The following is an 18,966-nucleotide window of genomic DNA, read 5'->3' as shown; positions in this document are numbered from 1 at the left end:
GTCCTACTTGCTCTTCGCGCCCGTCGAGCCGGAGCCTGGAACGGCCTGCTGGCCGCCTTGCGTCTGCCGCGGGTCGTTCGCGCTCGGCCGCTCGGAGGTGGATCTTGCCGGTGCGCTCGCGCCGCCGCTGTTGTTGTCCGACGACGTGTTCAGGCTCGACGCACCCGCTCCCGTGGCGCCGCCGGTGCCTGTCGAATTTATGCCCGATCCAGTCCTGGACGCGCCGGTGCCGCCTTGCGCGAATGCCGGGCCTTGTGCGAGCGCCGCGATGAGGACGGCGAGAATAAAGGTTTTCATTTTCGCTCCTGTACCTGGGTCAGGCGGCCTTGGCGCTGGTCAGAGGCTGGGGACGTCGCGCCGAGGCTGCCATTGACCGGAATTGCAAAACCCCGGCGTGAGCCAATGCCTGGTGCGGCGGCCCGTTCCTATTCGCGGCGGTGACGCCGGCGCGTCACGCCGACCAGCGGTCCTGCTCCTCCCGATGCGCCTGCTCGTTGAGCCGCTCGGCCAATTCGTCGGCAATCTGCTCCGACTCGGCCGAGGCCACCGGCTCGCCCTTGTGCGTCCTGAGCTTGTCCTTGTCGGCTTCGAGCGGGAAGTCGTCGGGTGTCAGTTCGGCATCCTTGTCGGTAGGCTTGGTCATGGCGCGCCTCGCTGTGTGCGCCGGAACAACGCGAAGGAGGGCTGATTGTTGCAACCGGGATAAGGCGCGCCGACCGACAAGCCGAAGCGGGCCGCTCCGACGACCCGGAACGGTGCCTCGTGTTCGCTATTTCTCGACGGCCCCGGTCCAGTCCTTGAAGCCGCCGACGTTATAGACCTTGTCGTACCCCATATCCTTCAACACCTTGCCGGCCAGCGCCGACCGGCCGCCGGATGCGCAGTACAGGATCACGGACTTGCTCTTGTCGAACGCCTTGTCGTGATAGGGCGATTCCGGGTCCGCCCGAAACTCCAGCATCCCGCGCGAGACATGCAGGGCGCCCTCGATCTTGCCGTTGGCGGCAACCTCCGGCGCATCGCGCACGTCGAGGACGAGAGTGTTGCCGGCCTTGATCATCTCGGCGGCCTGGTCGGAGGTGATCTTGGGCACCGCCGCGTTGGCGGCTTCGAGCATTTGCTTGACGCTGGTGGGCATGGGGGGACTCCGGTGCTGCTTTCGACGCCGAGGATAGCACATTGGTTGCGCTTGTCTTTGAGTGAATCCTTGCGCGAAAACCTTGCGCCGCTAATCCTGCCCCTGAGAGAACCGAACGCGATAATCCTGCGGCAGCACATTCAGGCGGCGGCGAAAAGCGCGCCGCAAATGCTCCTCGCTCTGAAATCCGGCGCGGGCCGCTATTTCCTTGATGCTCGACGCCGATTCTTCCAACGCCCGGCGGGCGGCCTCGACGCGCAGCTCTTCCACCGCCTTGCCGGGCGTGCGGCCGGTCTTCTGCCGGAAAACACGCGCGAAGGTGCGCGGGCTCATGCCCGCTCGTTCGGCCAGGCTCTCGACGCGCAGATCGCGGCTGAGATTGTCCTGCATCCAGGCCGCGATATTCTCGAAGGCCCTGTCTTCGGAGGTTTGCAGCGACAGCGGCACGCTGAACTGGGCCTGTCCGCCGGGCCGTTTCAGGAACACGACCATGCGCCGTGCGACGCGCATGGCCTCGCGGTGTCCGAGATCGTCTTCCAGCAGCGTGAGCGCGAGATCGATGCCCGCGGTCACGCCGGCCGACGTCCAGACTCCGCGGTCGTGGACAAACACAGGGTCGACCAGGACCGAGATGTCAGGATGTTGGGCGCGCAGCAGGTCGCAGGAGCTCCAATGGGTGACCGCGCTTCGTCCGTGGAGCAGGCCGGCCGCGGCCAGGACGAACGTGCCGGTGCAAACAGAGCAGACGCGCCGGACCTTCGGCGCGGCTGACCGAAACCAGTCGACCAATCCGGCCTCGGCAGCGGCGCGATGGACGCCGGGGCCGCCACCCACGATGAGGGTGTCGATATCCTTGCGGGCACAGTCGGAGAGCGCAGTCGTCGTCACCTCCAGCCCGGACGAGGTTTTGACCGGGCCGCCCTTCAACGAGCAGACCTGCCAGACATAGGGCGCGCGCCCGGCCTCCGACGTTTCGCAGGCAAGCTCGAAGGCTTGCAACGGCCCGGCGAAATCGAGCAGCAGGCAATCCTCGAACAGGACGAAGACGACACGGCGGGCGGCAGAACGAGCCATCGGCGAGCCTTGGCAGGAATTGCGTGTGTTCTGACATTTCGGCAAACCGGCCGGCCTGTCAACATGCCTTCGTTCCAAAGAGGAGAGCGATGCATGTCCGGCAAGCGGATCGAGATCGGAATTCTGTACTATCCCGGGATGACTCAACTGGATGTCACCGGGCCTTTCGAAGTCTTCGCCCGCCTGCCGAACGCTCGGGTGCATCTGCTGTGGAAGCGCATCGAGCCGGTCGTTAGCGACGTCGGTCTGCCGCTGCTGCCGACCACGACGTTCGCCGACTGTCCGGATCTCGACGTGTTCTGCATCGGCGGCGGGCCGGGGCAGGTCGACACCATGGATGATGACGAGGTGATCGCCTTCGTTCGCGACAAGGGTGGATCGGCACGCTACATCACCTCGGTCTGCGCGGGCTGCCTGATCCTCGGCGCCGCGGGGCTCATCGACGGATACAAGTCGGCCTGCCATTGGCTCATGAGCGACCAGCTTGCCGCCTTCGGCGCGATTGCGGTCGACGACCGCGTCGTGGTCGACCGCAACCGCATTTCCGGCGGCGGCGTGACTGCAGGAATCGATTTCGGTTTTCAGGTCGCCGCCGAGCTCTGCGGCGAGGACGTCGCGAAGAACCTCCAGCTCATGCTGGAATATCAGCCGCAGCCGCCGTTCGACATCACGGTGCAGAATGCGCCGCCCGAACTGGTCGCCCGCATGCGCGCGGACGCCGAGCCCTGGCTTCGCAAGCGCGCGGCGGCCGTCCAGAAGGCGGCTGCGAAACTCAAATCAAGAGCGGCCGCTTAAGCTCGCTCGTCAATGGGAGGAAGGCCCCAACGCCAGCATTGGAAAGGTACTCGCATGAACTGCCGCGTCGCTACACTTCTGATTTTTGGGGCCTTCATCGGATCGTGCGTTCCCGCCACGGCGGGCGAAATCTCCGGCGGCGGCGTCCGGATCGGCATCATCAATGACCAGACCGGACCGCTGTCCGACTTGTCGGGACCGGGCTCCGTCACAGCCGCCAAAATGGCTGCAGAGGATTTCCAGAAAGCGGTCCCGTCGATCAAGGTCGAAATTCTGGCCGCGGACCACCAGAACAAGCCGGATATCGGCGTCGGCATCGCCCGCAAATGGTTCGACGTCGACGGCGTCGACATGGTTGCCGACGTCTCCAACTCCGCGGTCGGACTGGCGATCCAGTCGCTGGCACGCGACAAGAACAGGATTGCGATCTATTCGGCGGTGGCGACGACCGAGCTTGCGGGCAAGCAATGCGCGCGCACCGGGCTGGCCTGGCTCCACGATTCCTACAATCTGGTATCGGGCCCGATCCGCACGCTGCTCTCGCAGGGCTACGACACCTGGTACTTCATCGCCGCCGATTACGCGTTCGGCAAGAACATGGTGTCGGAGTCGCAACGCGTGCTGGCGCAGGCAGGCGGCAAGTCGCTTGGCGCCGTGTATCACCCGATCGGAAATGCGGATTACAGCTCGTTCATCCTGCAGGCGAAGGCATCCGGAGCCAAGGTCATCGCCTTCGCCAATGCCGGCGAGCAGCTCGTGACCCTCATGAAGCAGTGGAACGAGTTCGGCATGAATACGGGGAGCCAGAAGCCCGTGGCTCAACTGATGTTCATCAGCGATGTCCATGCCATGGGCCCGCAAACCGCCAAGGGCCTGACGACGCTCACGGCGTGGTACTGGGCCTTGAACGAGGAGACCCGGGCCTTCGGCGAACGCTTCTACAAGCTCCGCGGCACGATGCCCACGGCGCCGCAGGCCGCGGTCTATTCAGGCGTCAGCCACTATCTGAAGGCCGTTGCAACGGTAGGCACCGATGCAACGGATCCGGTGCTGGAGAAGATGCGCTCCACTCCCGTCGACGACTTCTACGCCCGCGGGGCGACGGTGCGCGAGGACGGAAAGCTCGTGCACGACTTCTACCTCGTCCAGGTGAAGGAGCCTTCCGAGGTCAAGTCGAACTGGGAATATTACAACGTGCTCGGAAAGATCCCGAGCGGCGACGTCTATGCGCCCTTGGCCGACAGTGAATGCCCGCTGGTGAAGCGGGGGCTTTGAGAATGTGGCGACCATCGGCGAAGAGCGTCAACTTGTCGGTTTATCGCGGAACAGCCTGACCTGATTGTGCGTCGTCGATTTTGCCGCGTTTCGTTTGGGTTCGATCGTTTCTGGTGCGAAACTGGTGTGCTGTTGAGTGGCCGGAATCAGTTTCGGTTCTCGCATCGCGCCTAGCTGCATTTGAAATCTGACGATGAAGCGACTGCGATTGTTGCTCTTGGTCCAGAAGTTCTGCCGTCCGCCTCGATATGGCCGATCGTGATGTTTCGCGCTCGGCGCTCGAGCGACAAGCCGCGCGGAATAGGTGGGGCCAATCTCGCCGCGCTCGAAAGGCGCCAGGTCGGCGGCGAGGGGTGTTAACCACCCCATCTCTCGTACGGATTATAGCCTGGTTCTGGTCGATCATCATAGTTCTGGGTCGGTCGATGGCGGTCCGGCCGTGCCGGTGAATAAGCCAAGGCCGCAGCGGTCCCAGTCGTCAAGACACGAGAATGCGCCTTCGCATGGTGCCGATGGACCTGGCCTGCCATTGCGGCGCTGACGGGTGCACATAAGACAATCAAAAGGCTCAAAACGACACCTGATCGCATGGTAGTTTCTCCGATAGACCTACGATGAGAAGTTAGATGAGCCTCGGTCCACGCCTTCGCAATCGACCACGCCTGCAAGATCGGTAACGTCCTCGGCATTAAGCGCCGGTTGACGGTCGAATTCGTGCGTATCTGTAAACGCCGCACTCGGCTTCGTGATCTCGCATGGCTTTTGCACTCAGCAGCCGATTTTGGAGCGACTTTGGCGAATGTGTCCGATGTGACGCGACTTCGATATGCGGAGACGCGGGTGTGCGTCACTCAATGATGAGCAAACCGATTTGCCATTCGCGCAGCCGTGATTGTTCGCCACCTTTTTTGCGCCGAGCGAATACCCACCTGATGTTCATCCAAGAAATTCGAAGGAAACGCATTCAACAGAGCAGCCGATTCGAACCAGCGCGAATGCTCCGCACGAAAAACAACATCCGTATGGAGCACGACCATGACTGGATTCAGGACCTTTGTTGTTGCAGCGATGATGTCAGTTGGCGCGATAAGCTCTGCAAGCGCCCAGTGCCCGTTGTGGGCGATTCAAGATCCAAATTCGTTTCAGGCGCAATATCCCGATCGGGATGTGTTGAACGACTGCGAACTGACGCCGGCAGGCAGAATGGGCCTGGAACGCCCTGGCGGCGCGGCTCCCTTGTTTGGGCCCGGCAGCGCTTATGAGACGACGCCTGGCGTTGCCCAATACCACGGCTTTCACCACCGATCGCGGTGAGTGTCTGAAAACGGATCCGGTTGGTCGGATTCCGGCTGAGCCACGTTCGCCCTGGAGCAGATAGTCAAGCGCAGCTGCAGGCAGTGAGCGCGACCCCGCCATTCCAATGGATGTCCGCGGAATCGAAGGTTCGTCGCGCTTTGGTGGCGCCGAACCGGGCGATTGCGGTCGGGAACAAATCGGATCAGCGAACGTCATCTGGTCAGCATAGGGAGCGGCCCAAATGACCACGACGCGGAACCGGGTGCCTCTGCATTCGTCCGAGATCGACAATCGTCGGATCAGGCGCACGATGCAGGCCCTATTTCGCCGAACACCGCGATCAGATCGGCGATCGTTTGCGTGAGATCGATCGGGAGTGGGATATCGAGAGAGCCATCGAGGCGAACGCAGCGGTGGTCGGATTCACCGGCACCGTGCTGGCGGCCACCAGCGACAGGCGCTGGCTGGCGCTTCCGGCGCTGGTCACCAGCTTTCTGTTCCAGCACGCCGTCCAGGGGTGGTGCCCGCCCATTCCGGTGCTGAGGAAACTGGGCTTTCGCACCTCCTACGAAATCGAGGAAGAACGCCGCGCCCTCATGGCGCTGAGAGGCGATTTCGGCCAACGCGCCGAGAACGCGGATGCGGCCCTTCGCGCCTCACGAGGCACTGCCAACGCGCCCTTGCCGGCGTAGTCCGTTTTCGTCGTTGGCGGTCGGCTGTGGCGAATGGCGAGTCCGATCTCGCGTGTGCAAGCGCGCGGCCGATCCAGGCATGTTTCCTCCGAGGAACCTGAGGCCGAGAGGCGTCTTATGTCCCCGTCAGTCTCGGAGGAAAAGCCATGGCCATTGATGCGTTCGCCGGCACCACGCCGGTGTTTCTTCCCGAGCAGTTCTTCGTCGGCCGTCTGGAAGGTTGGGCGGTGGTCGAAAGCCTCGTCGGCGGGCTTCTGAAGCGCGCGTCGATCAAAGCTCATGGCGAACTGGACGCGGACACCGACACCGTCGTCCTGACCGAAACCTACACCTTCGATGACGGCCATAGCGACACGCTGCGCTGGACGATTCACAAGCTAGGCGAAGGCCAGTACACCGGCCACGAGAATCGCCTCGAAGGCGACGCCACCGGCGAGCAGGCGGGTTGCGCGTTTCATTGGAAGTACACGCGCGACACGCCCCAGGGCGATGGAAAGTCGTTCAAGCTGAACTTCGATGATTGGTTCTACGCGATCGATGAGCGGGCGTGCATCGTGCGGGGAAGCGCCGGGCGCGCGGGCGTTCCGTTCGCGACGGGGCATGTGACGTACAGGAGGATTTAAGCTTTCGCTTCGTTAGGAGTTCGTGGCGCTGGCTCGCCGAGCCGAAGCTCGCGAAGGCTGGTGGGCCCGGCAGGACTCGAACCTGCAACCAGACCGTTATGAGCGGCCGGCTCTAACCATTGAGCTACAGGCCCCGCCGCGAGACAGCTCGCGGGAACGCGGCCGGCAACGGTGCGCGGTTCGTTTACAGGGATGGAGGCGGGGGTGCAATGTTGGCTGTGGGGGATGGAACGGCGGCGTTCCATCAACGGTGGTTTTCAAATAACCGAAACTGCGGATGATGCCTGTATACCCCTGTTTTGCCCGACGCAGCAAAACCACCTCGTCAGGGCTCGGTTTTCCGGTCCGCTAACCCATTGAAATCACTGGCCCCGTCTACTGTGCATGGGGTTGTTTTGCGACTTTTTGATTGGAGGGACCCTCCTGAGCCCCTCCTGGTGTCGCGCCGGCGGCGCCGCCAAGCCCTTCGCTAATCCACCGAGACGCCTGCGAACTCGACCACCTTGCGCCACTTCGCGGTCTCGTCGGCGACCAGCTTGCCGAACTCGGCCGGCGTCATCGGCTTGGGGATGCCGCCGGTCTCGGCGAGCTTGGCCACCAGCTTGGGATCCTTCAGCGCTTCGCCGACGGCCTTGTTGAGCGTCTCGATCACCTCGGGCGGGGTGCCCTTCGGCGCGGAGATGCCGTAGAAGCCGACCGATTCGAAGCCCGGCACGGTCTCGGCGATCGCGGGCACGTCGGGCACGCTCGGCCAGCGCTGCGGCGAGGTCACGCCCAGCGCGCGGACGTTGCCGCCTTTCACCTGCTCCATGGCCGAGGGCAGGTTGTCGAAGATCAGCTGCACCTTGTTGGAGATGATGTCGGGGAAGGCGATGGCCGAGCCGCGATAGGGCACGTGCACCATGTCGCACTTGGTCAGCACCTTGAACAGCTCGGCCGACATGTGCACCGAGGTGCCGTTGCCGGACGAGGCAAAGGAGATCTTGCCGGGATTGGCCTTGCAATAGTCGACGAACTCCTGGACCGTCTTGGCCGGAAACGCGTTGGAGACGACCAGCATGTTGGTGAGCTGCATGATGCTCGCGACCGGCGCGGTGTCGCGCAGGAAGTCGAACGGCAGCTTCTTGTACAGCGAGGTCGAGATCGCATTGTTGGGCGCGACGAACAGCAGCGTGTAGCCGTCCGGCGGCGAGTTGATCGCAGCGGCGGCGGCGATGTTGCCGCCGGAGCCGGTGCGGTTCTCGACGATGACCTGCTGGCCGAGCCGCTCCGACAGCCATTGCGCCATGATCCGCGCCACGATGTCGACCGGGCCGCCGGCGGAAAATCCGATCAGCCAGTGGATGGGGCGGTCGGGATAGGCGGCGGAGGCGGGAGGCGTGGCGCTGAAAAGACCTGTGAGGACCGCGAGCCCGACAACACCGCACCGCAGAATTCGCAACATGAGATCTCCCCATTTTTCTATTGTGCTTGGGGGCATGCTTTCACAGAATCGGGCCGCTGCCTACATCGCCGCAGGTCGCTGTTGACGCGGGCCCCCGAGGGACGACCATGCGATTTGCGATCATCCTCGTCAGCGCGGCGCTGCTCTCGAGCCCGCTTGCCGCTCAAACCGGAGCCACGGCCATTCCGACCACGACACTCAGCCTCGGCACCGCGACGCCGGGCGGCGGCTTTCCGCTCTATGGCAACGCCTTCGCCGAGGTGATGAACGCGGCCGATCCGCACCTCTCGATCGCGCCGCGCAACACCAAGGGCAGCAGCGAAAACATCCCGCTGCTGGAGAAGGGCGAGCTCGATCTCGCGCTGGTCGCGGGCGAGCCGGCCTACGAGGCCTTCGCCGGCATCGGCCGCGCGCCCGTGCGCCTGAAGATCCTCACCGCGATCTATTCCAACCCCGGCATGTTCGTGGTGCGCGCGGACAGTCCCTACAGGACGATCCGCGATCTCGTCGGCCAGCCTGTCGCGTTCGGCGCCAGGGGCTCGGGCCTGCCGATCCTGGCGCGCTACGTGCTCGACGGCATCGGCCTGAAGCAGGACGAGGACTTCAAGGCGGTCTATCTCGACCGCGCCGGCGACGGCCCTGCGATGGTCGAGGACGGCCGAGTCGCTGCGCTCTGGGGCGCGGGCATCGGCTGGCCCGGCTTTGCCGCGGTGGCATCGAGCGCCGCGGGCGCGCGCTTCATCGCGCCCAGCGTTGAGGAGATGACGCGCATCCGCGCCAAGCATTCGTTCCTGAAGCCGCTGCTGGTGCCGGCGCGCAGCTATCCCAAGCAGGACGCGCCGATCGCTTCGCTGGGATCGTGGAGCTTCGTGCTGACGCGCGAGGATCTGCCCGACGATCTCGCCTATCGCCTCACGAAGACGCTGCACGGCGTCGGGGCTGCGTTCTGCCAGAAGCTCGCCCAGGCCTGCGAGACGACCGCGTCGAACACCGTCGCCGCCGCGCCGAAGATGGAGCTGATCCATCCGGGCGTGATGAAATACTTCCGCGAGATCGGGATGGTGAGATAGCTCTCTTACCCCCTTCTCCCCCTGTGGGAGAAGGGGGCGCGAAGCGCCGGATGAGGGGTTCTCTCCGCGCGTTCAAATGATAGCTGGACTCGCGGAGAGAACCCCTCACCCGGCTTCGCTCCGCGAATCCACCCTCTCCCCGGTCTGAACACACAAGGGGAGAGGGGGCACCGTCATCGCGGCCTCATACTCGCCAATCTCACTTCTTCACCAGCGGGCACGCCGGGTCCGGCGGGCCGAACGCCTTGTCGCCGGAGATCGTGGTCAGGATCTTGTAATAGTCCCACGGATATTTGCTCTCCTCCGGCGTCTTCACCTGCACCAGCCAGAGGTCGTGCACCATCAGATTGTCCTCACGCAGCTTGCCGTTGCGGGCGAAGAAATCCTCGATCGGCTTCTCGCGCATCTTGGCGGCGACCTTGAGCGGATCGTCGGTGCCCGCCTCCTTGATGGCGTTGAGATAGTGCATCACGCTGGAATAGACGCCGGCCTGCCACATCGACGGCATCTTGTTCATCTTGGCGAAATAGCGCTTCGACCATGCGCGGGTCTTGTCGTCCATGTCCCAATAGAACGAGGTGGTCAGCAGCAGGCCTTGCGCGGCCTGCAGGCCGATGCCGTGGATGTCGGTGATCAGCGCCAGCAGCGCCGCCATCTGCTGGCCGCCCTTGAACACGCCGAACTCCGAGCCGGTCTTGATCTCGTTCATGTTGTTGGGGGGACCTGCGGCGATGCCGATGATCTTGGCCTTGGAGGCCTGCGCCTGCAGCACGAAGGAGGAGAGATCCGGCGTTGCCAGCGGCGGCCGCACCGAGCCCAGCACCTTGCCGCCATTGGCGGTGACGACCGCGGAGGCGTCGCGCTCCAGCGAATGGCCGAAGGCGTAATCGTCGGTGATGAAGAACCAGCTGTCGCCGCCGCGCTTGACCACCGCGTCCGCGGTGCCGACCGCGAGCGCGCGGGTGTCGAACACCCACTGGATCGCGTAAGGCGAGCAGAACTTGCCGTGGAAGTCCGCGGTGCCGGTGGAATGGGTGATGAACAGCCGCTTTTTCTCGTTGGCGACGTTCTGCACCGCGAGCCCCACCGCGGAGACCGGCACGTCGACGATCAGGTCGACTTGCTCGACGTCGTACCAGCGCCGCGCGATCGTGCCGCCGATATCGGCCTTGAGCTGGTGGTCGCCGATCACGACGCTGATCGGCTTGCCGAGCACGGTGCCGCCGAAATCGTCGATCGCCATCTGCGCCGCCGTCACCGAACCCTGGCCGGTCGGCGCCGAGGCCGGGCCGTTCATGTCGGTGAGCACGCCGATCTTGACGACGTCGTCGGATAGCTGCGCCATGGCGGCGCCCGACATCAGCGTCGCCGCCAGGAACGTTGCGGCAAAGCCGGCCGCGGCCGGCAGTCCAAATCTCGTTGGATTCACGCGTCTCCTCCCCTTGTCCGGCGCGTTGGCCGGTGTTGCCCCGGCTGTGCCGCCGGCTGAATTGGTTTCTTTTGCAACTATTTGGGGGCGGGCGTCAATGTCAGGCTGCGAACCGGATTTGGCCCGCGGCCGAGGGATCGTAGCCGGTCAGTTCCTCGGCGCGCTGGCGCAGCCGTCTTTCGCCGAGAAACCGCAGCAGGGCCTGCATGGCGGGGCGGAAATAGCTGCGGTGCCGCATCGCGAGGTCGAAATTTTCCCAGACCAGCGGCACGAAATCGAGCCCCGCCGAGCGCGCGGCCGCACGCGTCGCGATGCCGCAATCGGCCTGGCCGGCGCGGACCAGCTCGGCAAGGTCCGGGCCGGTGAGAGCCGGTGTCTCGACCCGGCGCAAATCCCGCGTCGTGGCGCCGGTGCGCTTCAGCAGCACGTCGAGCAGCATCTGCGCCCCGGTGCCCTGTTGCCGCATCGCCATCCGGGCGCCGAGCGCGAGCACGTCGGCCAGGCCGTGCAGCTGCTTGGGATTTCCTGGCGGCAGCACGAGCCCCTGCTCGCGGCGCACGAACGCCACCAGCACCGCATCATGCAGGTCGGGCGCCGCGCGCACCGCTTCGACACTGGCATCCCCGGCGACATCGTCGGAAGGGTCCCGCCCGTGAAAGTGCACTGCCGCCGCCATCACCTCGTTGCGCTGCAGGCGCTCGAGCCCGCGCACGCTGCCCTCGCTGATCGACCCCAGGCCCGAGCCGGATTCGCGCAGGCTCCAATCCAGGAGCTCGTCCTGGCTGCCGCCCACCACCGGCGGCGGCTCCGCGATTAGCATGCCGGCCGGACGCGCGAGGCCCGACAGCACCCAGAGATCGAGTTCGTGTCGCGGGAAGAGCCACTTCCCGGTCACCTTGGTGCAGGGGATCGCGCCGGTGGTGACGAGTTCATAGAGCTTGCGCTCGCCGAGCCGAAGATAGTCGGCCGCTTCGCTGGTCGTCAGGAATTCCATCCTGCATTCCTATGCAAATTCTTGCTTCTTCTTGACGTTCGACGCAGGTTGGAATTCTGCATTTCAAGAGTTCGCGGGAACCATGCCTGATCATCTCGCTGCTTTGCAACACATCCTCGCATGCGATTTCTGCTGTGGTGAATGATTCAGAAGCGTGCAGCCTTGCCGAAATTTCCCGGATTGGAGCGCGCGGAGCGCGCCAACGCGTCACGAGTGCGGCGCATTCGATCCGCATCATGATCGCGCCATAGCCAATGGGAACCTGATCATGGGCCGCCTGTCCGTTGCATTCGCGCTGTTCTGCGGCCTCACCGTGGGCGTTGCGGCGTCATTCGCCGAGGACCGCAGCATCGTCCTCGCCACCACGACCGCGACCCAGGAATCCGGTCTGCTCGACTATCTGCTGCCGATCTTCCGCGACAAGACCGGCATCGAGGTGACCGTGATCGCGCGGCGCGCCGACGAGGTGCTCGACGGGCCGCGCCGCGGCGAGGCCGACGTCGTGCTCATGCATTCACGGCCGCAGGAGGAGAAATTCGTCGCCGACGGGTTTGGCGTGAAGCGCTTCGACGTGATGTACAACGACTACGTTCTGATCGCGCCGAAGAGCGATCCCGCGGCGGTGAAGGGCAAGGACATCGCCACCGCGCTGAAGGCGATCGAGGCCAAGGGCGCGCCGTTCGTGACGCGCGGCGATCGGTCGGGCACCCACGCCGCGGAGCTCGCGCTCTGGATCGTCGCCGGTATCGACATCGCGGCCGCCAAGGGCGCCTGGTATCGCGAGGCGGGGCAGGGCATGGCCTCGGCCCTCGACGCCGCGCGCGCCGCGAATGCCTATGTGCTGTCGGATCGCGGCAGCTGGATCTCGTTCAGGAATCGCGGCGATCTCGACATCGTCGTCGAAGGCGATCGGCGGCTGCTCAATCAGTACGGCGTGATGCTGGTGAATCCTGCGAAGTTTCCCAACGTGAAGAAGGATCTCGCGCAGAGCTTCATCGACTGGCTGACCTCGCCGGAGGGGCAGGCGGCGATCGCCGCCTACAAGGTCGACGGTCAGCAGCTGTTCTTCCCGAATTCGGACCGGTCCGGGGGCTGAGACCCACATCGCCGGCGGTTGCCAAAGCGGGCGATGCATGGTCCATCATGGCGCATGACCCAGCGCCTGCCGCCTTCGCTGACGCCGCTCGACACCGCGCTCGCCGCATTGCTGAACGGGCTCGCGCCGCTCGCGCCGGTGGAGTTGCCGCTGCGCGATGCGGCCGGGTGCATCGCGGCGGGCACGCCGTTGCTTGCGGCCCATCCGCCGCACGACATTGCCGCCACGGACGGCTGGGCGTTCCGCGCCAATGATCTGGTCGGCGCATCCTCTTATTCTCCGCTGCCTTTGACGAAAGCCCCGGCCTGGATCGAGGCTGGCGACGCGATGCCGGCGGGATGCGACTGCGTGCTCGATGCCGACGCGGTGGAGGTGTCCGGGCTGCTCGTGCAGGTGCTGGCGGAGGCCGTGCCGGGGCAGGGCGTCAGGCGCGCCGGCAGCGACCTCGCGGCGCGCACGCCTGCGGGGGCCGAGGGCTCTCCGGTCGGTGCGGCCGATCTGCTGCTCGCACGTGTTGCGGGCCTGGCGAAGCTCGGCGTGCGGCGGCCGCGCCTGCGCATCGTCAATGTCCCGGGTGCAACGGCAACGATGCACATGATCGCCGGTCTCGCGCGCTCGGCAGGGCTGGACGTCGAGCCGCGCGAAGCCGGCGCGCGCGATGAAGCATCGATTGCCGACGCGCTTGACGCCTCCTCGTGCGATCTCGTGCTGACCATCGGCGGCAGCGGCGTCGGCCGCCGCGACGCCGCCGTGATGGCCCTGGCCCGGCGGGGCGAGGTGAAGGCACACGGCCTTGCGCTTCAACCTGGACGTACTGCCGCGGTCGGTCGGCTCGGACCGGTTCCCGCCGTCGCCTTGCCCGGCTCGCCGGATGCCGCGCTCGCGGCCTGGCTCGCGCTGGTGCAGCCGCTCGTCGATCGCCTGGCGGCGCGCCGGACGCGCCGACGCATCACCTTGCCGCTCGCGCGCAAGATCGCATCCAGCGGCGGCATCGCCGAGATGGTTCTGCTGGCCGAGGAGCGCGATGCCTGGACGCCGCTCGCAATCGGGGAATGGCCGTTCCACGCCATCGCCGGTGCCGACGCATGGCTGCTCGTTCCCGGCGACAGCGAGGGATTTGCGGCGGGAGTGCCGGTCGATGCCTATCTGATCCGGGAGTGATATGGGTTCGGCATGACGATGATCCCCCCGCCGCAAGACCGCAGCGCCTTCGAACAGGCGCAGTTCCTCAAGATCCTCTCGCGGGAGGACGCCCTGGCGCGCTTCGAGGCGGCGTTGTTCCCGCGTTCGATTCCAGCCGAGCCGCGCAAGCTGGCCGATGCGCTTGGCACAGCGCTCGCCGAAGACATCACGGCGCCGATCGACGTTCCCCCTTTCGACCGCTCCAATGTCGACGGCTTTGCCGTGCGCTCGGCGGATCTCGTCGCGGCGGGCGAAGGCAAGCCGGTGCGTCTTGGGTTGAACGGCGAAACGATCCAGTGCGGCACCGCGCCGAGGCTGCAAGTTGCACCGGGAACCGCGACGGCGATCGCCACCGGCGGTCCGCTGCCGCGTGGCGCCGACGCCGTGGTCATGGTCGAGCACACCCAGCCGGCAGGCTCCGGCACGATCGAGGTTCGCCGTGCCGTCTCGCCGGGGCAATTCGTGTCCTATGCCGGATCCGACATCGCACGCGGCGAGGCGCTGCTGCGGGCCGGCACCATCATCGGCTCGCGCGAGATCGGCATGCTGGCGGCTTGCGGCATCGCCGAGGTGAAGGTCGCGCGCAAGCCGCGCGTGGCCGTGATCTCCACCGGCGATGAACTGGTCCAGCCCGGCCAGAGGCTCGCCCCCGCCGGGATCTACGACACCAACGGCGCCATCGTCGCGGCCGCGATCGACGAGAACGGCGGCGAGGCGGTCTTCCTCGGCGCCATTCCCGACGACGAAGCCAAGCTCGAAGCGGCCATGCGCGGCGCGCTCGCGGATGCCGACATGCTGGTGTTGTCAGGCGGCACCTCGAAAGGCGCGGGCGACCTGTCCCATCGCATCATCGGCCGGCTCGGCAAGCCCGGCATCATCGCGCATGGCGTCGCGCTCAAGCCCGGCAAGCCGCTGTGCCTTGCGGTGTGCGACGGCAAGCCGGTGGTGATCCTGCCGGGCTTTCCGACCTCGGCCATGTTCACTTTCCACGACATGATCGTGCCGGTGCTGCGCAGGCTGGCCGGCCTGCCGCCACGCTCCGATGCGAAGGTGAACGCGACGGTGCCGGTACGCATCGCGTCCGAGCTCGGTCGCACCGAATTCGTCATGGTCTCGCTGGTCGAGGGCAGGGATGGCCTGATCGCCTATCCCTCCGGCAAAGGGTCCGGCGCGATCACGTCCTTCGCGCAGGCCGACGGTTTCTTGCGCATCGACGCCCTCGCCGACCAGATGCCGGCCGGGACCGCAACCGAGGTGACGCTGTTCACGCCGCATGTGCGGGTGCCCGATCTCGTCATCGTCGGCAGCCATTGCACCGGCCTCGATCTCGTCACCGCCGGGCTCGCGCATGCCGGCCTGACCGTGCGCTCGATCGCGGTCGGCAGCCTCGGCGGACTCGCGGCCGCCAAGCGCGGCGAATGCGATGTCGCGCCGATACATCTGTTCGACGATAGAAGCGAGACCTACAACACCCCCTATCTCGTCGAGGGGCTCGAACTCGTGCCGGGCTGGCGGCGGATGCAGGGCATTGTCTTCCGCAAGGGCGACCGGCGTTTCGAAGGTCTGGACGTGAAGCAAGCGGCGGCTGCTGCGCTCGCCGATCCCGCCTGCATCATGGTGAACCGCAACCAGGGCGCCGGCACGCGCATCCTGATCGACCGGCTGCTCGGCGGCGCGCGCCCGGAAGGCTATTGGAACCAGCCGCGGTCGCACAACGCGGTCGCGGCGGCCGTCGCCCAGTACCGCGCCGATTGGGGCATGACCATTGCGCCGGTCGCCGCTGCGGCCGGCCTCGGTTTCATTCCGCTCGCGGAAGAGCATTACGACTTTGCGTTGGTGACGGCGCGCAAGGACCGTCCAGCGGTGCAGGCGTTTCTCGACGCCCTCGGCTCGGACGAGGCGCGTGCGGCGCTGGAGCGGGCCGGCTTCCGGCCCGCATAGCGAGGTGCCTCTACGGCTACGACGCCTGGTCGGCGCCGCTGGCGGCTTGATCGGCGCGCTCGCGCTGGCGCTTTCGTTCCTGGGCTTCAGCCAGCGCACGCTGCGCCGTGGCCGGTAGCGGTTCTGCCTCCGGGGGGACCTCGACGGTGTCAGGCTTGCTCAGCGGCTTCGTGCGATCGATCACGTCCGAAACATCGAGGGCGAGATCGACAACATCGAAAATGACATCCAAGAGCGAGTCGGTCATGGCTGATCCGGGCAAGGTTCGGTCAGTGGTCGCCGCGGAGCCGGGTCCGGTTCAGGGCGTCATGAACTTGGATGGCCGCCGCCACGACCAAGGAACATGAGCCAGGTCATGACCGCGTCCGCACCCCTCAATTTCCGCAAGTTCGCTGCCATCGTCGCGGCGATCGGTACGCTGTTCTGGCTCTACACCTTCTATCACATCGCCAATGTCCCGCAGGGGGACCGCAGCGGCTTTCAATGGCTCGCGGTGTTTCCGCTCGGCATGGTCTTCGGAGCGTTCTTCCTGCCGGCCTGGCTGCTGGTTGCGATCGGCCGTCTGCCGCGATTCACCACGGCCCTCGGCCTTTGCGGCCTGATCGCCTTCGCGATCATCTGGGCGCAGCTTCTCAACGAGTTTCCGAAATCGTAACGCCGCTAGGCCGCGTCATCCAGCGCGGCCAGCCGCTCGGCCTCGGCGATGTCCTCGACCGTGTTGGCGTTGAAGAACGGATCGAGCGGCTCGGCCGGCCACGTCACCGTCGCCAGCGGATAGCGGGCGGTCCAGCGGTCGATCTTGCGGAGGTCTTCGACGACCAGCGCGTGGCGCAGCTCGTCGCGCAAGGCAACCTGCCACAGGCCGATCACCGGATGCGACTGCCCGCCTGACGCGGCGACGGCGAGCTGGGCGTTTTCGCGCACGCGTGCCTCGTGCAGGCGGGCAACCAGATCGCGCGGCAGGAACGGGCAGTCGCCGGCGGCGCTGAGCACCCATTCGACGCCCGTCCGGTTCGCCGCAGCCCAGTCCAGTGCCGCGAGGATGCCGGCGAGCGGGCCGGGAAAGCCGGGCACGTCGTCGGGGACGACCGGCAAGCCGAAGGCCGCGAAACGCGCGGGATCGCCGTTTGCATTGAGGATCAACCCGCTGCATTGAGGCTTCAGGCGCGCGATCACGCGGTCCAGAATGGTGCGACCGCCGATGCTGCGCATCGGCTTGTCGCCGCCCCCCATGCGGCGGGCGAGGCCGCCGGCGAGCAGCACACCTTGCGTGGCCGGGAATTCAGTCGTCACCACCTTCACCCTTGCGCTTGTGCTTCGCCGATTCTTCCTCGACGTAAGCAAGGTTCTGGTCGTAGACGATGCGCTCCTCGCCCGCCAGCACGATGAAGCGCTTGCCGCGGGTGCGGCCGACCAGCGTCAAGCCCACCTGCCTTGCAAGATCGACGCCCCAGGCGGTGAAGCCGGAGCGCGACACCAGGATCGGAATGCCCATGCGGACCGTCTTGATCACCATCTCCGAGGTGAGACGCCCCGTGGTGTAGAGGATCTTGTCGGAAGCGTCGACGCCGTGGCGATACATCCAGCCGGCGATCTTGTCGACGGCGTTGTGGCGGCCGACGTCCTCGGTGTAGCAGAGCGGGGTGCCCTCCTTGCACAGCACGCAGCCGTGAATCGCGCCGGCCTCGAGATAGAGCGAGGGCATGGTGTTGATGGTCTGCGTCATCTGGTACAGCCAGGATGTCCGCAGCTCCGCCTTCGGCAATGCGACGCTCTCGACGGCTTCGAGCAGGTCGCCGAAAGCGGTGCCCTGCGCGCAGCCCGAGGTCTGCGTGCGCTTCTTCAGCTTGGCCTCGAAATTAGTGTGATGTTCGGTGCGCACCACGACCACCTGGAGATCGTCGTCGTATTCGACCTCGGTGACCGCGTCGTCATATTTCAGCATGTTCTGGTTCAGCAGGTAGCCGAGCGCCAGATATTCCGGATAGTCGCCGATCGTCATCATGGTGACGATCTCCTGCGCATTCAGGTAGAGCGTCAACGGCCGCTCCATCGGCACCTTGATCTCGACCCTGGCGCCGGTCTGGTCGGTGCCGGTCACGCTCTGGGTCAGGCGCGGGTCGTCCGGGTTGGGGACGATCAGGGGCACCGGAGCTTTGTCGATCTTCATCATGGCGGCGAGGTTAGCATGACATTCGGGTCAAGCCGATATAAGCATGGGCGAGAATAGGTAAATGCCGCCTCGGCGTCATTGCGAGCGCAGCGAAGCAATCCAGGATCTTTCCGCGGCGGCAGTCTGGATTGCTTCGCTGCGCTCGCAATGACGGGGTCGGACCGGCGGTTCCACCCAAAGACTGAGTCGTGCGCAGCGACGGAGCTGGAATGAAAGTCATCGGCCTTGCAGGCTGGAGCGGGGCGGGCAAGACCACGCTGTTGGCGCGGCTGATCCCGCATTTCAACGCGCAGGGCCTGCGCGTCTCGGTGATCAAGCATGCGCATCACCGGTTCGATGTCGACGTGCCCGGCAAGGATTCCTGGCGGCATCGCGAGGCCGGCGCGGCCGAGGTGCTGGTTGCCTCGTCGAACCGCTGGGCCCTGATGCATGAATTGCGCGGCGCGGCGGAGCCGCGGCTGCCGGAATTATTGGGCAAGCTGTCTACGGTCGATCTCGTCGTGGTCGAGGGTTTCAAGCGCGAGCCGCACCGCAAGATCGAGGTGCATCGCGCGGCCAACGGCAAGCCGCTGCTGTTTCCCGGCGATCCCGGCATTGCCGGGATCGCGACCGACGCCGCCATTGACACGCACCTGCCGACTGTCCATCTCGACGACATCGAGGCTGCTGCGGCGTTGCTGGTGCGCGCGGCGATGCCGGTCGACGAAGTGGTGGCGGCAAGCGCCGCGATACGCTGACGAGGCA

General features: G+C 65.7%; 19 protein-coding genes, 1 tRNA gene and 1 pseudogene. 10 read left to right on the top strand and 11 right to left on the bottom strand.

What is annotated here, in order from left to right:
- Positions 1-3 precede the first annotated feature (3 nt).
- The 4 genes from DCM80_RS03540 to DCM80_RS03525 form a co-directional block, all read right to left on the bottom strand.
- Entirely contained in the window at positions 4-297 is a 294-nt protein-coding gene (locus DCM80_RS03540) for a hypothetical protein (protein WP_257195780.1), read from the bottom strand.
- A gap of 154 nt (positions 298-451) precedes the next feature.
- Positions 452-643 carry a hypothetical protein gene (locus DCM80_RS03535; RefSeq protein WP_257195779.1) on the bottom strand — a complete coding sequence of 64 codons (192 nt, stop codon included), beginning with the start codon at positions 641-643 and terminating at the stop codon, positions 452-454.
- Between the two features lie 126 nt (positions 644-769).
- Positions 770-1,138, bottom strand: a complete 369-nt coding sequence (locus DCM80_RS03530; protein WP_257195777.1) for a rhodanese-like domain-containing protein — start codon at positions 1,136-1,138, stop codon at positions 770-772.
- A gap of 90 nt (positions 1,139-1,228) precedes the next feature.
- Positions 1,229-2,359 (bottom strand): GlxA family transcriptional regulator, encoded by a 1,131-nt coding sequence (locus DCM80_RS03525; protein ID WP_257195776.1) that lies wholly within the window; start codon positions 2,357-2,359, stop codon positions 1,229-1,231.
- On the opposite strand from DCM80_RS03525, the gene DCM80_RS03520 reads away from it, so the two are divergent.
- From DCM80_RS03520 to DCM80_RS03505, 4 genes and pseudogenes are all read left to right on the top strand, one after another.
- Complete coding sequence (locus DCM80_RS03520) at positions 2,306-3,007, top strand: DJ-1/PfpI family protein (RefSeq protein ID WP_257195775.1); 702 nt, start codon at positions 2,306-2,308, stop codon at positions 3,005-3,007. The genes DCM80_RS03525 and DCM80_RS03520 overlap by 54 nt on opposite strands.
- A 54-nt stretch (positions 3,008-3,061) precedes the next feature.
- Entirely contained in the window at positions 3,062-4,282 is a 1,221-nt protein-coding gene (locus DCM80_RS03515) for an ABC transporter substrate-binding protein (protein ID WP_257195774.1), read from the top strand.
- Between the two features lie 1,537 nt (positions 4,283-5,819).
- A pseudogene (locus DCM80_RS03510) lies at positions 5,820-6,270 on the top strand (hypothetical protein).
- 146 nt (positions 6,271-6,416) lie between these two features.
- Positions 6,417-6,893, top strand: a complete 477-nt coding sequence (locus DCM80_RS03505) for a DUF3833 domain-containing protein (RefSeq protein WP_257195773.1) — start codon at positions 6,417-6,419, stop codon at positions 6,891-6,893.
- A 58-nt stretch (positions 6,894-6,951) separates the two neighbouring features.
- Here the strand turns inward: DCM80_RS03505 and DCM80_RS03500 are convergent.
- Together DCM80_RS03500 and DCM80_RS03495 are read right to left on the bottom strand one after the other, a co-directional pair.
- Positions 6,952-7,027: transfer RNA gene (locus DCM80_RS03500), tRNA-Ile, on the bottom strand.
- 335 nt (positions 7,028-7,362) lie between these two features.
- Positions 7,363-8,337, bottom strand: a complete 975-nt coding sequence (locus tag DCM80_RS03495) for a tripartite tricarboxylate transporter substrate binding protein (RefSeq protein ID WP_257195772.1) — start codon at positions 8,335-8,337, stop codon at positions 7,363-7,365.
- A gap of 107 nt (positions 8,338-8,444) precedes the next feature.
- Here DCM80_RS03495 and DCM80_RS03490 point away from each other — a divergent pair, with 107 nt between their 5' ends.
- Complete coding sequence (locus DCM80_RS03490) at positions 8,445-9,407, top strand: TAXI family TRAP transporter solute-binding subunit (protein ID WP_257195771.1); 963 nt, start codon at positions 8,445-8,447, stop codon at positions 9,405-9,407.
- A 199-nt stretch (positions 9,408-9,606) separates the two neighbouring features.
- Here DCM80_RS03490 and DCM80_RS03485 read toward each other — a convergent pair whose 3' ends face one another.
- On the bottom strand, positions 9,607-10,836 hold the full coding sequence (locus DCM80_RS03485) for an ABC transporter substrate-binding protein (RefSeq protein WP_257195770.1): 1,230 nt from the start codon (positions 10,834-10,836) through the stop codon (positions 9,607-9,609).
- 100 nt (positions 10,837-10,936) lie between these two features.
- On the bottom strand, positions 10,937-11,830 hold the full coding sequence (locus tag DCM80_RS03480; RefSeq protein WP_257178066.1) for a helix-turn-helix transcriptional regulator: 894 nt from the start codon (positions 11,828-11,830) through the stop codon (positions 10,937-10,939).
- Positions 11,831-12,098: 268 nt separating this feature from the next.
- Here DCM80_RS03480 and DCM80_RS03475 point away from each other — a divergent pair, with 268 nt between their 5' ends.
- The 3 genes from DCM80_RS03475 to DCM80_RS03465 are packed head-to-tail and all read left to right on the top strand — an operon-like array spanning position 12,099 to position 16,049.
- Positions 12,099-12,926: a substrate-binding domain-containing protein gene (locus DCM80_RS03475; RefSeq protein WP_257195769.1), complete on the top strand. Its 828-nt coding sequence runs from the start codon at positions 12,099-12,101 to the stop codon at positions 12,924-12,926.
- A 54-nt stretch (positions 12,927-12,980) separates the two neighbouring features.
- Positions 12,981-14,087, top strand: coding sequence for a molybdopterin-binding protein (locus tag DCM80_RS03470; protein ID WP_257195768.1), 1,107 nt, complete (start codon positions 12,981-12,983; stop codon positions 14,085-14,087).
- A 12-nt stretch (positions 14,088-14,099) separates the two neighbouring features.
- Positions 14,100-16,049, top strand: a complete 1,950-nt coding sequence (locus tag DCM80_RS03465; RefSeq protein WP_257195767.1) for a molybdopterin biosynthesis protein — start codon at positions 14,100-14,102, stop codon at positions 16,047-16,049.
- 16 nt (positions 16,050-16,065) lie between these two features.
- On the opposite strand, the gene DCM80_RS03460 is transcribed toward DCM80_RS03465, so the two are convergent.
- Positions 16,066-16,296, bottom strand: coding sequence for a hypothetical protein (locus DCM80_RS03460; RefSeq protein ID WP_257195766.1), 231 nt, complete (start codon positions 16,294-16,296; stop codon positions 16,066-16,068).
- A 108-nt stretch (positions 16,297-16,404) separates the two neighbouring features.
- Here DCM80_RS03460 and DCM80_RS03455 point away from each other — a divergent pair, with 108 nt between their 5' ends.
- Positions 16,405-16,704 (top strand): hypothetical protein, encoded by a 300-nt coding sequence (locus DCM80_RS03455; RefSeq protein WP_257195765.1) that lies wholly within the window; start codon positions 16,405-16,407, stop codon positions 16,702-16,704.
- 5 nt (positions 16,705-16,709) lie between these two features.
- Here DCM80_RS03455 and mobA read toward each other — a convergent pair whose 3' ends face one another.
- Both mobA and fdhD read right to left on the bottom strand, forming a co-directional pair.
- Positions 16,710-17,351, bottom strand: coding sequence for a molybdenum cofactor guanylyltransferase MobA (gene mobA, locus DCM80_RS03450; RefSeq protein WP_257195764.1), 642 nt, complete (start codon positions 17,349-17,351; stop codon positions 16,710-16,712).
- Positions 17,332-18,222: a formate dehydrogenase accessory sulfurtransferase FdhD gene (fdhD, locus tag DCM80_RS03445; protein WP_257195763.1), complete on the bottom strand. Its 891-nt coding sequence runs from the start codon at positions 18,220-18,222 to the stop codon at positions 17,332-17,334. Before fdhD ends, mobA begins: the two co-directional genes overlap by 20 nt.
- A 209-nt stretch (positions 18,223-18,431) precedes the next feature.
- Here fdhD and mobB point away from each other — a divergent pair, with 209 nt between their 5' ends.
- Positions 18,432-18,959: a molybdopterin-guanine dinucleotide biosynthesis protein B gene (gene mobB, locus DCM80_RS03440; RefSeq protein WP_257195762.1), complete on the top strand. Its 528-nt coding sequence runs from the start codon at positions 18,432-18,434 to the stop codon at positions 18,957-18,959.
- Positions 18,960-18,966: the final 7 nt, after the last annotated feature.

This window comes from Bradyrhizobium sp. WBOS08, from assembly GCF_024585125.1.
GTDB classification, from domain to species: domain Bacteria; phylum Pseudomonadota; class Alphaproteobacteria; order Rhizobiales; family Xanthobacteraceae; genus Bradyrhizobium; species Bradyrhizobium japonicum_B.
The sequence above is the reverse complement of the archived record's forward strand: the minus strand, read 5'-3'. Positions and strand labels throughout refer to the sequence as shown.

Coding starts and splice junctions, on each gene's coding strand:
- DCM80_RS03540 (WP_257195780.1), bottom strand. CDS start 297: ATGAAAACCTTTATTCTCGCCGTCCTCATCGCGGCGCTCGCACAAGGC.
- DCM80_RS03535 (WP_257195779.1), bottom strand. CDS start 643: ATGACCAAGCCTACCGACAAGGATGCCGAACTGACACCCGACGACTTC.
- DCM80_RS03530 (WP_257195777.1), bottom strand. CDS start 1,138: ATGCCCACCAGCGTCAAGCAAATGCTCGAAGCCGCCAACGCGGCGGTG.
- DCM80_RS03520 (WP_257195775.1), top strand. CDS start 2,306: ATGTCCGGCAAGCGGATCGAGATCGGAATTCTGTACTATCCCGGGATG.
- DCM80_RS03515 (WP_257195774.1), top strand. CDS start 3,062: ATGAACTGCCGCGTCGCTACACTTCTGATTTTTGGGGCCTTCATCGGA.
- DCM80_RS03505 (WP_257195773.1), top strand. CDS start 6,417: ATGGCCATTGATGCGTTCGCCGGCACCACGCCGGTGTTTCTTCCCGAG.
- DCM80_RS03495 (WP_257195772.1), bottom strand. CDS start 8,337: ATGTTGCGAATTCTGCGGTGCGGTGTTGTCGGGCTCGCGGTCCTCACA.
- DCM80_RS03490 (WP_257195771.1), top strand. CDS start 8,445: ATGCGATTTGCGATCATCCTCGTCAGCGCGGCGCTGCTCTCGAGCCCG.
- DCM80_RS03480 (WP_257178066.1), bottom strand. CDS start 11,830: ATGGAATTCCTGACGACCAGCGAAGCGGCCGACTATCTTCGGCTCGGC.
- DCM80_RS03475 (WP_257195769.1), top strand. CDS start 12,099: ATGGGCCGCCTGTCCGTTGCATTCGCGCTGTTCTGCGGCCTCACCGTG.
- DCM80_RS03470 (WP_257195768.1), top strand. CDS start 12,981: ATGACCCAGCGCCTGCCGCCTTCGCTGACGCCGCTCGACACCGCGCTC.
- DCM80_RS03465 (WP_257195767.1), top strand. CDS start 14,100: ATGACGATGATCCCCCCGCCGCAAGACCGCAGCGCCTTCGAACAGGCG.
- DCM80_RS03460 (WP_257195766.1), bottom strand. CDS start 16,296: ATGACCGACTCGCTCTTGGATGTCATTTTCGATGTTGTCGATCTCGCC.
- DCM80_RS03455 (WP_257195765.1), top strand. CDS start 16,405: ATGACCGCGTCCGCACCCCTCAATTTCCGCAAGTTCGCTGCCATCGTC.
- fdhD (WP_257195763.1), bottom strand. CDS start 18,222: ATGATGAAGATCGACAAAGCTCCGGTGCCCCTGATCGTCCCCAACCCG.
- mobB (WP_257195762.1), top strand. CDS start 18,432: ATGAAAGTCATCGGCCTTGCAGGCTGGAGCGGGGCGGGCAAGACCACG.